The sequence below is a fragment of the Lelliottia jeotgali genome, assembly GCF_977070485.1.
Map to the genome: position 1 here is coordinate 225,646 of NZ_CDRVFO010000006.1, position 13,154 is coordinate 238,799.

Here is a 13,154-nt window from a genome sequence, read left to right on the forward strand (position 1 = left end):
GCTGTGACTATTGTCCTGGCTGAGCCCGCTCGCTGGCGTGTCCTCTTTACACGACACACCAGCCTCGTTCCGTTCGAGTGGGTCGCCCAATCATGAGCGACTTGAACATGGCATCTGCGCCCGTAGCTCCGGTCAAGGCTGCCCACCGCCAGCTGATGACCCAATCAAAAATAGATAAAAAAATTAAATCAGGCCGTGGAAGTGGAGTGAGAGATTCCTATAAACCATGGATCAAGGTGTGGGAAATCAAATCAAAGGGTGTCTCCCATATGATTGCGGGAGTTAAGATTTTCCGCACTCATCACCTGCTGTCCAATGCGGAGCGAGATTACCTCACTGTACTTGAGCACGACGCCTCGATCATTGATATCCGAGAGCAGTACCCCCTGCTTACACAAGCTGAGACTCAAGCAATTGCCTCAAGCATAAATTGTCGTCACCCTGTATATCCTGGTACGCAGATACCTGTCGTTATGACGACGGACTTTCTCATCACCTTCTTGGATCCCTCTGGTGAAACGAGGTTAGCTGCTCGCTCAGTAAAATATAGAAAGGAATTTGAGCAGGCTGATCTTCATGTGCGGAATCGAATAGCTGAAAAGCTCGCTATTGAGGAAAAATACTGGTCAATGAGGGGCGTGGACTGGAAGCTGGTCCTGCACGAAAACCTCTCGAAGATTAGATTAGCGAACCTCAGAGTTCTCAGGACTTATGCCAATATCCATCCCTCGTTGCCGACTGAGAAAAATATAGGGAACTTACTTGAATACATCGCGGGGTCAAAGACGGATCAAATACCCTTAAAAGCTCTTTTGGAAAAGGCGTCACGTGATATCTATATTGACTATATGAGCGTGAAGCGGCTCTTCCATCACCTGCTATGGATCGGCCGTTTAGAGTCTGATCTTACCTCGAAAATAATAAGCTTGTCGCAGCCGTTGCACGTATGGCCGAGCCATCGGTCAGCGGCTTTGTCTCCGCCAACCGAGGTTTCTCATCATGCTTGATTTTCAAATTAACAGCATTGTTTCTCCCGGCGAAGAACCGAGCTTACTAAAAAAGGCAGTTAGGGTCTTAGGCATAAATAATGATACTGTTATCGTGATTGAGCTGAATATGAATCCAGGCAAGCCTTGGCAGATTGATAAGTCAGTTTTAATTGACGAAATTGATTCAGGGCGCGCGGTCTTAAGTCCAGAAATGGTTCCTTTACATCTGCTCAGAAGCGACGATGAAATTAGTGAAAATGAAAAGGCGAGCCGAAATCGAAATTGGAGTCTTATAAGAAGTTTAGTAGAAGATCGCTCTGCCTTGGATATTCTTGGTCCTGATTTTGGGAAGCTTGTTGCGACGCATGCCATAGAGACAGGGGTAGAGCGTAAGCAGATATACCGGCTTCTATACCGCTATTGGAGTATGGGTCAGACACCTAACGCGTTTCTTTGGAACACAAGCGCTTGCGGCGGACGTGGGAAGAAAAAGGATCGGTCCTCAGGTATTATCCCCGGTCGGCCGCGTAAGTATCTTGGTGTCGTTGTCAATGATGGTGGTGCCATCCCGCTCGAACAGCGCCATCTCTCTCATATCCGTTTGGCTTACGGGCGAGTCGCTAGCGGCAAGTGTGGCACCCTGAAAGATGCACATAAGTGGATGTTAAACAAATTTTATAGAGCGACTCTCCCTGACGGATCGAAAGGAAATATTGTACGCGGCAGTTACCCGACTACTGCACAGCTTAGATATCACGGTAAATTATTTTTCGATGACCTGTATAAGCTCAAGGTGCGTGGCGGTTCTATCAGGTACAACAAAGACCATCGGGCTATCGTTGGCTCAGCATCCCAAGGCCTGATAGGCGCAACGCAGCGATATGAGATAGATTCCACCATCGCTGATGTCTATTTAGTGCATCGCGTTAATAGGCTGTGGCTCATTGGGCGTCCGATACTTTATGTAGTCGTCGATACCTACACCAGAATGATTGTAGGAATTCACGTGGGCCTTGAGGGGCCCAGCTGGAATGGGGCTAGACACGCGATATACAACGCTTGCACCTCAAAGGTTGAGTTTTGCAAACGATACAACGTAGACATTGAGGAAGCTGACTGGCCATGCTCGCATTTGCCAGTCGAAATTGTGGCTGACCGGGCTGAACTTCTAAGCGAGGCGGGGGCAACGCTCTCCCAAAGCTTGGGGCTTGGGGTGCAAATTTTGCCTCCTTTCAGGCCTGATTGGAAAGGGATCATCGAAAGCCGTTTCCGTCTGATCAATGAACACCTCGACTTGAAGTTCGTTCCAGGCGGAGTGGATGCTCGTAAAATGGAGCGCGGCGATAGGGACTACCAACTCGATGCCATTTTGGATATCGACGAGTTCACCGAAATGGTTATTGTAGGAGTCTTGGCTCACAATAAGAGCCTGCGGATACCACACCTTTTAAATCGCGAGATGATTGCCGGCGGAGTGGAAGCAACGCCTATAGCGATTTGGAATTGGTCGAAGGATAATAGCCCTATAAATTCAAAAGTAGTATCGCCGGCTGAGTTGAAAATCGCTCTATTGCCCTCTCAGCAGTGTCGTATAAGTCGAGGCGGTATTGTTTTCCAAGGCGTACAGTATACATGTCAAACAGCGTTACGCGAGGAGTGGTTGGAGCGCTCGCACAACCTGCGGACGAAATATGTTCGAGTATTCTATGATCCTAACTCTATTGAAAATTGTTGGATCAAGTCAGAAGCAGGTTTTGAGGCTTTAACTATTGTACCGCAGCAACGGCAGAAATATGGTGGACTCCGTATGGAGGAGGTTCTTGATATGATCCATGTCCTGAACCAAGTTTCGCCGGATGCCCGTTATGACAGTGATAATACTGCGGCGCTGGTAAGGGGGCGGCAAGAGGAAATCTTTGACCGGGCCAAATCCAAACGTGTCGCTCAGGGTGACCCGAAATCGAATGCAGATTTCAAGCGGGACAAACGTGCCAAGCGTGCTACCGAAGCTCAGACCGAGCGCGATTCCCATACCGCTGATCTGAATCAGCTACGCGTTGTGGATAACATACCTCCTGTGGCAGAAAATTCTAAGCTAGTCACCGGCAGGCCCAGTTCCGCGAGAAGCGCGGCGTTTCTGAAACTAGTCGTCAGCGAGGGAAGCGAGGCTGAGACATGAACGATTTGACGTTCTCCCCCGCAGAATACATTCCTACAGGCATGCCTCAGTACGATGGCAACCCGCTGATCGAATGCTTGCCTAGAATTCTGTCGGATGTAGATGTGGTCAGGCGCGTTGGGAACCTTCCGCCGAAGCCCGACGAGGCCGAACGAGCGTTGCCACCGAAGCTTCGCGGTCATGGGATCAACCGGCTGAAAGATGTTGTTGTTCCATTCGAAATTCACCTGCGCCTTGAAGACCTTTTCAGCCAGCTGATTCGCTACGGATATATGGGACGCAATCCGCTGTTGGCCTCATCTGTTAGGCATCGGCTGCCTTCCTCAGCGGAGGCCAAGGGCCACGGATTCATGTCCACCGCTGAGACGATGACGCTCATCGGCTTGAGTGGTATGGGTAAGACCACAGCGCTCAATTCCATCGCAAGGCTTTATCCGCAGGTGATCAGCCACAGCAGATATAAAGACGCCATTCTCATCGAAACCCAGGTCGTGTGGCTAAAGATTGAGTGCCCTCATGACGGCTCGTTGCGCGGTTTCTGTGCAGCATTCTTCTCAGCGTTGGATGCTGCGTTAGGAGTCGACAAATACTCGCGCAGGGGCGGTTCTGGCAACAGCATCAGCGTAATGCTCCAGCACATCAGTCAGCTGTGCAAAACCTTTTTCATTGGTGCTTTGATCATTGATGAAATGCAGCATCTTTGCTCCTCGCGGGGGGGACAGGATCGGGAAAAGTTGCTGAATTTCTTCGTAACTTTATCCAACGATGCAGGCGTTCCGCTGGTGTATGTAGGGACCAACGCAATGCTCCCGCTGTTTTCTGGTGTGCTGCGCAACGCCCGAAGAGCGGCGGGGATGGGACCCATCGCTTTTGACCGATTCAGCGAAGACGATCCGTTTTGGGAGCACTTGGTGTCCCAACTCTGGGCCTATGACTGGACGGCATCATGCGCCCCCCTGACGAAGGAGCTCTTGTCCAAGATCTATGATCTCGCCCAAGGCAATACTGATTTCCTAGCGAAACTGCTTATGCTTGCGCAGCGTCATGTAATTTGGGAGGGCCTCGACGCTATTACGCCAGCGGTGCTTCAGCAGGTGTATGACAATCAAATGAGGCTTCTACACAAGCCCATCGAGGCTCTACGAAGCGGTGATCCTCTTCAGATTGCTGACTTCGAGGACATGATGCCTACAAAAGACCAGATCGCCCAGATGATGAACTACGACTTGGCTCGCCGGGCCGACAGAGCTCATCTTTCGCTACTTACCCAGGCCGCGATCACTCCTCCACCTCAAGCCAAGGATAAATCGGCATCGAAGGCTACGGGTCGTACCGTGGTCCCGGTTGCTGACGGAGCATTAGCTAACGTGCATTTTTCGAAGGACGAAGACCTTCAGGCTCAGCTCGAACAGCGCGGCTGGGTGGATAGGGATTCCTCCTGGTGACATGAGGATCGGGAGCTCAAGGCAGTGGCTAACCTTCTGTTCTTCCCCCAGCCGTTCCCGGATGAGTCGCTCTACAGCCTGGCCGTGCGCTATCACAAGCTAGCGGCCAATCCAGGATACCGCGTGTCAAGCCACGAGCTCTTCGGTAGCTACTCGCGTACCTGTGGTTCCATTTTGCCATGCTGCTTAGGGGCTCTGTCTGAGCGTCTGGGAGGCGCCATTCCCGTAGGAGAGTTGATCAATCGCTTCACACTTTTACCGCTTTATTTGCCGTTTTTGAATGAACAGAAGGGCCGCGATGCCGTTGTTCTAATGGGAGGTAATCGGGGTACAGGACTCAAGATGGCCTTGGGCATAACAGCGTCGCGTTTCCTCCAACACGCCTCGTTTAGATATTGCGAGAGCTGCGTCGGACAGGACATGCTGGAGTGCGGCTTAGCCTACTGGCATCGTATTCATCAAGCTTCGGGCATTTGCGTCTGTCCGCGCCACAGCGAAGTGCTACAGGCGATGAGATTTCCCAAAGGGGCAGATTGGCGTTGCATGTTGCTACCGGGCGAATCAGGTGGAACGCCGGTTATGGACTGTGGAGAACACAGCGCGGCCATTGCGATTGCCCGTATGCAGCTATGGGGGCTCGACCACCCCGATGAGATCAAAGCGATCCAGGCTGGAAATTTTTTCAGGACCCGTTTGGACGAGATGAGTTTTATTAGGTCTGGTCGAATTAGAGAGGGAATGCTGAGAGAGTTCTTAACCAGGCGACTTCGGTGCAGTCCTAGCGCTGCCGAGTTTGAAGAAATGGTTCGGTCCTGTGACTGGGTTTTGCAGATCATACGGCGACGAGAGCGAATCGTGCAGCCCTTCAAGTTCTATTTCCTCTGCTGGCTCCTCGATCTGGAGCTGGAACACCTCAAGACCTACTGTCCAGAGGCCGATATATCCGCTGGTGTTATGGTCTGTCGTGATAGGCCGAATAACCTTACTGATGACAATGACCTCCAAGCCCGCCGGTTAGCCTTTGCAAACAGTGCTAACCCCAAATGTCATGACAAGCCGGGCTATCAGTGGTTGTACCGCCACGACAGGGAATGGTTGGTCAACTATGTTGCTGCAAACCCCTACCTCAGAGATCGAAAGATTCGAATCGACTGGCAATCCAGGGACTTCACCCTTGCGTCAGAGCTCGCTAAAGCTAGGGCGATCTTACTTTCTGTACACGGAAAGCCTCAGCAGGTCACCCGCGCTGCTCTATGCAGGCTTGTGGTAAACGCCCACGCTTTCCTTAAAATGCCGGAACATTTTCCGAGGAGCATAAGGTTGATGGCGGATTTGCTTGAGTCTACTCATGACCACCAGCTGCGTAAAATCCGGTGGGCAATCCGAGAATACTCTCTGACTGAACACTGTGCCATGAGTGTTCTCTACCGTTATGCCGGAATACGGATATCTCGCGTATCCGAAGATGAAATCCTCATGCAGATACGTGACGATATGGACTAGTTCTATTGGCTTCGTGCAAGAGTTTATTGAATATGGATTTTTTCTTCTCTCGCAGGAGGTCTTGCTCATCTTGGTTCGCTAGCAAATTTAAATAATTCTCAGCGGTGTGACATCCTAAAAATACATACATAGGAAATTTGTCACTGGTGGAGATACTGCTCGTGGTAAGTCTCGACGTAATCCCCATTTCTTTGTAAATCAGTTTGGAAATATCCAGCTCGGTGCGTTCGAATTCTCTAGTGCGATTAATCATGAGGCTTGCATATGCGATAAAGTCTGCCGTTCCATCATGTATCATCGGACCGCGGTAGCCCAGAAGATCTGCGACAAATTTGGCGTACATATGACGGGTTGATCCGAATTCTCGCTTTTGACGTCTTGACCATTTGCCCTGCTTGCTGCACTTGGCTAGGTGACCAATCTCGTGCTTTTTCAGTGGCATTGAGCAGGCCGGACATGTTTCGATTAGAGTGCAAGCATGAGTACTGCAAACCTGTACGGAACCCAACACGTGCCTGCAATGAATATAGGGGCTTCCGCAGTTATTCAAGTCTTCGAGAACGCAATCTGGACAAACTTTCTGCCAAGTCTTTGGTGTGACGATTGCGGTCGCTCGATGACGACCAAGCGCAGCTATCATAGGATACAAAGTGTGGTCGTTTAGGACTAGTTCGGAAATTTTGTGGTCGTCTAGCAGTTTTGGGTAATAAAATTCTTGATGCGGCCGCCACTCTGCTTGCACGGTGCTTAAGGTTTTACTAATCCCGAAGCCAACACGAGGTATCGGTTTTATATAGAAATCTTCAGTTTTTAGAGATTTAATACCTAGAAGCTCATTGCCTCGCTTAAGCGCTGATGCGACATATTCTCCAGGTAATGGTGCGAAAATTCTCATTAATTGAAGTGCTTGTACACGTTGCTAGACGGGCGGTATGCCATTTTAGTTAGAAGTCACCGGTATCGCATCCACATTGGTGACCGTATTGGGCTATTGTGAAGGTGGAAGGGCGCCGGACGTGCTTGGGAATCAAAATGGCTAGTCTGGCAGCCAACGCACAAGAGGAGGTCGATGCAGTGAATCCTACAAGCACTCGCCCACCTGTTGAATCGCAGGCCTTTCCACCAACGTTCCACCTGGTTCATACCCACCCCGACGGGTTGAGCCAGCTGGAGCTCCTGAGTCTAGTCCAAACAGGATTCTTTTTCAGCGACGTGAAGTGCATGGTCGAGTCATCGAGCCTGTTCAAGGCTCGTAACCTCGTCGGGCGAATCACAGGAAGATCGACCAGAAGCATTCACCGTCTGAGCCATCCCGCTCAGGCCCATCGTCTGGATGCCCAGCAGAGCGCGGTGGCGTTCCAGTATGCGAAAGGACTGGAGCTTGCATCGAAGGTATTTGGCTCTCAGATGCTCGCGGAGCAGTGGCTTTGTCGGCCGTGCGGCCGTTTGTTGGGGTTTGTACCCTTCGAGATGCTCGACACGTCGCTCGGGTTCAGCGTCGTAGCGGACTATCTTGAGCGTATACGCTTGGGTGTCTACCAGTAGCTTGCCTGAGGGCGAGGTTGGTATGCGGCGAGGAGGCAACGCTACCTCTTTTTACATGCGGGACTTACAACCTTGTAATTCCCGTATCACTCAATTGACAGCGATCAACCCCTAATCTTCAGTCACGTTTATTGGAGTGATTGAAATGAAAGTCATCAAAAGTATCACCGCTATCCTGGCCCTAGTGGCTTCGTCAGCCGTACTCGCCGAAGGAGGATCCGACCGTCTGCATGGAAAGATGATTCAGGCCAATGAGCAAGCTATGCGAGCTTATGCCGCTGCCAAGGGAAAGAACCCACCGGAGGTGATCCACTATCGCTACGGGATGCGGCTCGACGTGGCGAAGGTGATCAGCATGACGTCGACCAAGGCGAGCTGTGACGTGATGCCGGCACAGATGAATTACGAGGATTCCAACGGAGACGTGAAAATCCTTGAATACCGGACCGCTGGAGTCGGTTGCCGGGGCCAGAACTGAGCACTGAGCGAGTGGACAGGACTTACTCTGATAAAACGCCGGGTTGAAGCGTCAATTCCGGCAATAGATCGCCTGGTTACCGGCTTTCATGACTGGTGGAGTACGATGAGGACTGGTAGCTCAGGCAGGAGAGTCCAATGACTCAATCAGCGCGCACCACGGTAAAGTGCCTAGATCCCGGCGACGGCTCCGGCGATGTGATTGTGGAATTACCCGATGACATTTTGCGCGAGCTCGGGGTCACGACGGGCGACAGACTCTCCATCGAGCTCATCAACGGCGATATCGTACTCAAGCCAGTCCGCGAGCGCCGTGAATCTGACTAGCTACCCTTTGTAGCCCCTCTCTGTCGTCCTGTTGAGCTGATGAAGCTTTCTAGCGGGGGAATAAGGGACGGCAGTCAGCCTACCGCCGTCCTCCTGGTAGGTGCGTTATTTGGCTGGATAGTTGGCGACTACTTGGTCCTCGCCGCTTTTGATTAAACCAATGACTTGGTAGGCATGGCTTACGCCATCAACCTCCATGCCTGGGGACCCAGCTGGCATTCCTGGTACGGCGATCCCGACTAGATCGTTCCGCCCCCTGAGTTCTCGAATCTGCTCAGCTGGCACGTGACCTTCAACAAACTTTCCGTCGATCACAGCTGTGTGGCAGGACGCTAACCGTGGCGCTACGCCCAGCTTCTGTTTCACTGCGCTCATGTCCGTCTCAACATGGTCGGTCACTTTGAAACCATTGGCTTCCAGGTGCGCGATCCACTTCTTGCAGCAACCGCAGTTCGCGTCTCGGTGAACGTCGATGGACAATGGCTCGGCAGCATAGGCCGCCGAGGTCACCAGAAGCCCAGCGATAGCGGCTAGCCGAACGAATATCCGGTTAGTTGGCATGAGTGTGCTCCTTACCGTCTTTGTGAACATGCGTCTTTGGCGACGATGTCGGGTGGGCATCCGAATGGGCCTCGGCCGCATTGTGGTCACCGTGATGATCTGCCGCTTGAGCGGAGCCTGCGGGTGCAGCTCCATGGTCGTGAGCTGCCTGGGCATGATCGTCGTCTGCCGCTTCATCGTGATCACCATGCTCGGCACGACCGCTCCCGCCGTGCTGGCCCTCATGGTTGTGCATATCGCTTTCACCGCCGCCGTGCTGGTGGCCGCCGCTCGTGGCCACCAAGGCCTTGTACTGCTCGGCATTCATCTGGGGCAGTTGATCCAGGAACGCGACGATTCCCCAGATGTACTCATCGCCCATGCTCTTGCCCCAGGCGGGCATGCCCGTGGCTTTGATACCGTGCTTGATTGTCCAGAATGCGGCGGCTGGATCGCCTCCGACACCCACCTTGGTGAGGTCGGGTGGCGACGGGTATAGCGCTTGGCTTAGCTCAGTCTTCCCAACGCCAGGGGCAAGGTGACAGCCTATACACATGGCGTTGTAGTTGCCCGCCCCCGCTTTGATCAACGCGGCTTCCTTCAGATCAGGGACTTCGATGTCTCGCGCTCGAACCTCAATAGACCGATCACGAGCCATGGCGAGAAAGGAATGGACTGCCGGGAAGTGAGGATCATCAGCGCCGACATTCACCAGACCGAAATAGGCTGTGCCCAATACCGCAGCACTTCCGACAGCACCGGCCCCAAGCAGCGTTGTAATTGTTTTTTTCATGTTGGAATTCTCAGAACCACATCCGGATACCGGCAACGAAGCGTGCCTCATCAACATCTCCACCCTCGTCTCGGATGAAGTCAGCGGTGTTGCCGTAGGAGCGGCTCCAGGTAACGCCTATGTATGGAGCAAACTGGCGGACAATTTCATACCGTAGGCGCAGCCCGACTTCGGTATTGGCAAGGCCCGAGCCAACGCCGCGCTCAGGATCGTTCTTGCCATAGAAATTGACCTCGGCCGTGGGCTGCAAAATCAAGCGATTGGTCAGCAGGATGTCGTATTCGCCCTCAAGACGCGCAGCAGTCTGACCGTTCTCGCCTATAAACGCCGTGGCTTCGGCCTCGAAGTCATACAGAGCCATGCCCTGAATACCAAAGGCTGCCCAGGTCTGTGGGGATTCCGGTTTGAAATCCTGGCGGACCCCGGCGACCACATCCCACCAAGGGCTGACCGAGCGCCCGTACAGGAGTTGCAGCTCAGCATCTTCGGTTACCCCATTGGTGCGCTCGCCTTCCGAACGAACCCAGAGGCGATTAATGTCGCCGCCTATCCAGCCTGATGCGTCCCAGGCCAGGGTGCTGCCCTCATCGGCGTCCTGGTATTCGAGCTGGTCCAACAGGAAGAAGCTGTTGATTCCGCTGTCGTGCACTTGGTGGCCACCCAGGGGCGGAAAGGCCGACTCGCGATCCGCATCAGTGAGCACTGGAATCGGCGTGCGGCTCGTCGTGGTCGGAGAAGTCGCTGAGCTATGGTTCATCTGGGAATGGTCCATGCCCTTCATAGAGCCGTGATCCATGCCCTGCATGTTTCCATGGTTCATTTTGCTGTGGTCCATCTTGTTGTGGTCCACCGGGCTGGATTTACTCTTGCTTTGAGCATGCCCCATCTGGCTGTGATCAACAGGGGCAGGCTTTTTCTGCTGTTTGCCCATCCCCATCTTGCTGTGATCCATCGCCGGCATCGATTCGGATGGAGCAGCATCCATTTGCATGGAGCCGTGCCCCATTTTCGAATGATCCATGCCCGAGTGATCCATTTCTTCAGCAGCGAAGCTGGGCGTTACGCCCAGCATGCTGATCGAAACGGTCAGAGCCAGCAGCGAAGGCCGCCCGAGGCTATTGGCCATCTTTCCCTGCCTTAGCTTTGTCGCTGCCATGCGATTTCATCATTTTGTCGTGGTCCATGCCTTCCATCGAGCCATGGTCCATTCCCTTCATCGAGCCGTGGTCCATACCTTCCATGGAACCATGGTCCATGCCTTCATGGTTCATCCCCCGGCCCTGCTTGTCCTGCGAGCCTTTGGCTTTGCCGGCCTCTGTGGTTTTCTGGGAATGCTGATCATGATTGTCGCTGGACCACGACGACGGGGCATAAACAGCCAGAATGCCTACCATCGCAGCAGAAAGGAAAAAGGCGCTTCGTTTCATTGGTTTGCTCATCTCAAATCTCCAGTTCATTCGTCCACACGTACTTCTCGGAACATGCCCATTTCCATGTGGAACAGTAGGTGACAGTGATAGGCCCAACGTCCCAAGGCATCTGCGGTGACGCGATAGCTTCGTTTTGAGCCAGGTGGCATGTCGATGGTGTGCTTGCGAACCATGAAGTTGCCGTTCTCGTCCTCCAGATCACTCCACATACCGTGGAGGTGGATGGGGTGAGTCATCATGGTGTCGTTGACCAAGGTGATGCGAAGACGCTCGCCATATTTCAACCGCAGCGGTTCAGCGTCGGAGAATTTGATACCGTCGAACGACCACGCGAACTTCTCCATGTGGCCGGTAAGGTGCAGTTCGATTGTCCGTCCAGGCTCTCGACCATCGGGATCGATGAAGGTGCTCCGCAGATCGGCGTACGTCAGCACTCGACGCCCGTTGTTGCGTAGGCCAATTCCCGGATCGTTCAGCTTTGGCGTTGGCGACATAGTCTGCATATCGACCAGTGGGTTGTTGGTCTCGGAAGCCGGATGGCTTTGCATTGCGCCGCTCATGCCGGCCATGCCTTCATTGCCCATCCCAGTCATCTTGCTGTGGTCCATACCGGCCATGCTGCCGTGGTCCATTCCAGCCATCTTGCTGTGATCCATGCCGGCCATGCTGCCCTGATCCATTCCGGCCATGCTGCCCTGGTCCATGCCAGCCATGCTGCCATGATCCATTCCGCCCATGCTGCCGTGGTCCATGCCCATATCGCTCATGGCGATGATCGGGCGTGGATCTACCGCCGGTACGGGCGCTTGCAAGCCTTCGCGAACTGCCAGGGTGCCTCGGGAATACCCGGTACGGTCCATGGATTGCGCGAAAATCGTATAGGCCTGTTCGTTTTCAGGCTCGACGATGACATCGTAGGTTTCAGCAACGGCGATCCGGAACTCATCGACCGATACGGGTTTGACGTACTGGCCGTCGGCAGCCACAACCGTCATCTTGAGCCCAGGAATCCGGACATCGAAATAGGTCATGGCCGAGCCGTTGATGAATCGCAGGCGGATCTTCTCGCCGGGCTTGAAGATACCCGTCCAGTTGCCGTTCGGAGCTTGGCCGTTCATGAGGTAGGTGTAGGTATACCCGCTCACATCTGCGAGGTCGGTGGGGCTCATCTTCATTTCAGCCCACATCTTCCGATCCGCTACAGCGGCCGACCAGCCTTTCTCGCTCACGTCGTCAACGAAGTCGCTGACCGTGCGCTTGTGGAAGTTGTAATAGTCGGACTGCTTCTTGAGTTTGGAGAGCACCCGCGCCGGGTCCTCATCCGTCCAATCGCTGAGCATGACGACGTAATCGCGGTCATATACAAACGGCTCGGGATCCTTAGCATCGATCACCAGTGCGCCATAGACCCCAGACTGCTCTTGGAGGCCTGAGTGGCTGTGATACCAGTAAGTGCCGTTCTGATGGACCTTGAACTTGTATTCGTACATGCCATCGGGAGCGATGCCGTGAAAGCTCAAGCCCGGCACACCGTCCATATTGGCGGGCAGGATTATGCCGTGCCAGTGAATGGAGGTGTCCTGTTTCAACTGGTTGCGTACGCGCAGCGTCACGGTGTCGCCTTCGCGCCATCGCAGGATCGGCCCTGGCACGGAGCCGTTGATGGCCATGGCCGTACGAGCTGCCCCCGTAATGTTGACGGGCAGTTCACCGATATACAGGTCGAATTCATTGCCGCTGAGCACGTTCGGTTGGCCAGGGCTGGTCACAGCCCAGACCGGCGCGCGCCACATGCCGAGCCCACCCAGAAGTCCGGTAGCGGCCAGGCCTTTGACGAATGATCGTCTCGTGGTTTTGCTTTGCATGCCGTTGCGTCCAGTCAGGTAGATCGCTGATATCCAGGCTGCTCGATGGCGCAGCCCTTGG

The 13,154-nt window shown here is 53.6% G+C and carries 13 protein-coding genes; 7 read left to right on the forward strand and 6 right to left on the reverse strand.

Features of this window, described 5'->3' with window-relative positions; genetic code table 11:
- Positions 1-92: 92 nt before the first annotated feature.
- From ACW4TB_RS11465 to ACW4TB_RS11480, 4 genes are read left to right on the forward strand one after another with little or no spacing between them, the layout of a single operon-like run.
- On the forward strand, positions 93-1,007 hold the full coding sequence (locus tag ACW4TB_RS11465) for a TnsA endonuclease N-terminal domain-containing protein (protein WP_455842973.1): 915 nt from the start codon (positions 93-95) through the stop codon (positions 1,005-1,007).
- Positions 1,000-3,168 carry a Mu transposase C-terminal domain-containing protein gene (locus ACW4TB_RS11470; RefSeq protein WP_103435499.1) on the forward strand — a complete coding sequence of 723 codons (2,169 nt, stop codon included), beginning with the start codon at positions 1,000-1,002 and terminating at the stop codon, positions 3,166-3,168. The genes ACW4TB_RS11465 and ACW4TB_RS11470 overlap by 8 nt, the downstream gene beginning before the upstream one ends.
- Positions 3,165-4,613, forward strand: coding sequence for an ATP-binding protein (locus tag ACW4TB_RS11475; protein ID WP_023048574.1), 1,449 nt, complete (start codon positions 3,165-3,167; stop codon positions 4,611-4,613). The genes ACW4TB_RS11470 and ACW4TB_RS11475 overlap by 4 nt, the downstream gene beginning before the upstream one ends.
- 24 nt (positions 4,614-4,637) lie before the next feature.
- A complete protein-coding gene (locus ACW4TB_RS11480; RefSeq protein ID WP_031312166.1) occupies positions 4,638-6,116 on the forward strand; it encodes a TnsD family Tn7-like transposition protein in 1,479 nt (492 codons plus the stop codon).
- On the opposite strand, the gene ACW4TB_RS11485 is transcribed toward ACW4TB_RS11480, so the two are convergent.
- Positions 6,088-7,011, reverse strand: a complete 924-nt coding sequence (locus ACW4TB_RS11485) for a TniQ family protein (RefSeq protein WP_125924300.1) — start codon at positions 7,009-7,011, stop codon at positions 6,088-6,090. The genes ACW4TB_RS11480 and ACW4TB_RS11485 overlap by 29 nt on opposite strands.
- Positions 7,012-7,148: 137 nt before the next feature.
- Between ACW4TB_RS11485 and ACW4TB_RS11490 the strand changes: the two genes are divergently transcribed.
- The 3 genes from ACW4TB_RS11490 (at position 7,149) to ACW4TB_RS11500 (ending at position 8,465) form a co-directional block, all read left to right on the forward strand.
- On the forward strand, positions 7,149-7,661 hold the full coding sequence (locus ACW4TB_RS11490) for an antitoxin Xre/MbcA/ParS toxin-binding domain-containing protein (RefSeq protein WP_023048572.1): 513 nt from the start codon (positions 7,149-7,151) through the stop codon (positions 7,659-7,661).
- Between the two features lie 145 nt (positions 7,662-7,806).
- Positions 7,807-8,139: a DUF2790 domain-containing protein gene (locus ACW4TB_RS11495; protein WP_012316932.1), complete on the forward strand. Its 333-nt coding sequence runs from the start codon at positions 7,807-7,809 to the stop codon at positions 8,137-8,139.
- A gap of 137 nt (positions 8,140-8,276) precedes the next feature.
- Positions 8,277-8,465 (forward strand): AbrB/MazE/SpoVT family DNA-binding domain-containing protein, encoded by a 189-nt coding sequence (locus tag ACW4TB_RS11500; protein WP_016489899.1) that lies wholly within the window; start codon positions 8,277-8,279, stop codon positions 8,463-8,465.
- A 105-nt stretch (positions 8,466-8,570) separates the two neighbouring features.
- Here ACW4TB_RS11500 and ACW4TB_RS11505 read toward each other — a convergent pair whose 3' ends face one another.
- Genes ACW4TB_RS11505 through ACW4TB_RS11525 form a run of 5 tightly spaced genes read right to left on the reverse strand, consistent with a single transcriptional unit; the run spans position 8,571 to position 13,093 of the window.
- Positions 8,571-9,026: a DUF411 domain-containing protein gene (locus tag ACW4TB_RS11505; RefSeq protein ID WP_023048571.1), complete on the reverse strand. Its 456-nt coding sequence runs from the start codon at positions 9,024-9,026 to the stop codon at positions 8,571-8,573.
- A complete protein-coding gene (locus tag ACW4TB_RS11510; protein WP_012316930.1) occupies positions 9,016-9,798 on the reverse strand; it encodes a c-type cytochrome in 783 nt (260 codons plus the stop codon). Before ACW4TB_RS11510 ends, ACW4TB_RS11505 begins: the two co-directional genes overlap by 11 nt.
- A 10-nt stretch (positions 9,799-9,808) precedes the next feature.
- Positions 9,809-10,924: a copper resistance protein B gene (locus ACW4TB_RS11515; protein WP_012316929.1), complete on the reverse strand. Its 1,116-nt coding sequence runs from the start codon at positions 10,922-10,924 to the stop codon at positions 9,809-9,811.
- On the reverse strand, positions 10,914-11,237 hold the full coding sequence (locus tag ACW4TB_RS11520; RefSeq protein WP_125924299.1) for a hypothetical protein: 324 nt from the start codon (positions 11,235-11,237) through the stop codon (positions 10,914-10,916). The genes ACW4TB_RS11515 and ACW4TB_RS11520 overlap by 11 nt, the downstream gene beginning before the upstream one ends.
- A 14-nt stretch (positions 11,238-11,251) precedes the next feature.
- Entirely contained in the window at positions 11,252-13,093 is a 1,842-nt protein-coding gene (locus ACW4TB_RS11525; protein ID WP_279932427.1) for a copper resistance system multicopper oxidase, read from the reverse strand.
- Positions 13,094-13,154: the final 61 nt, after the last annotated feature.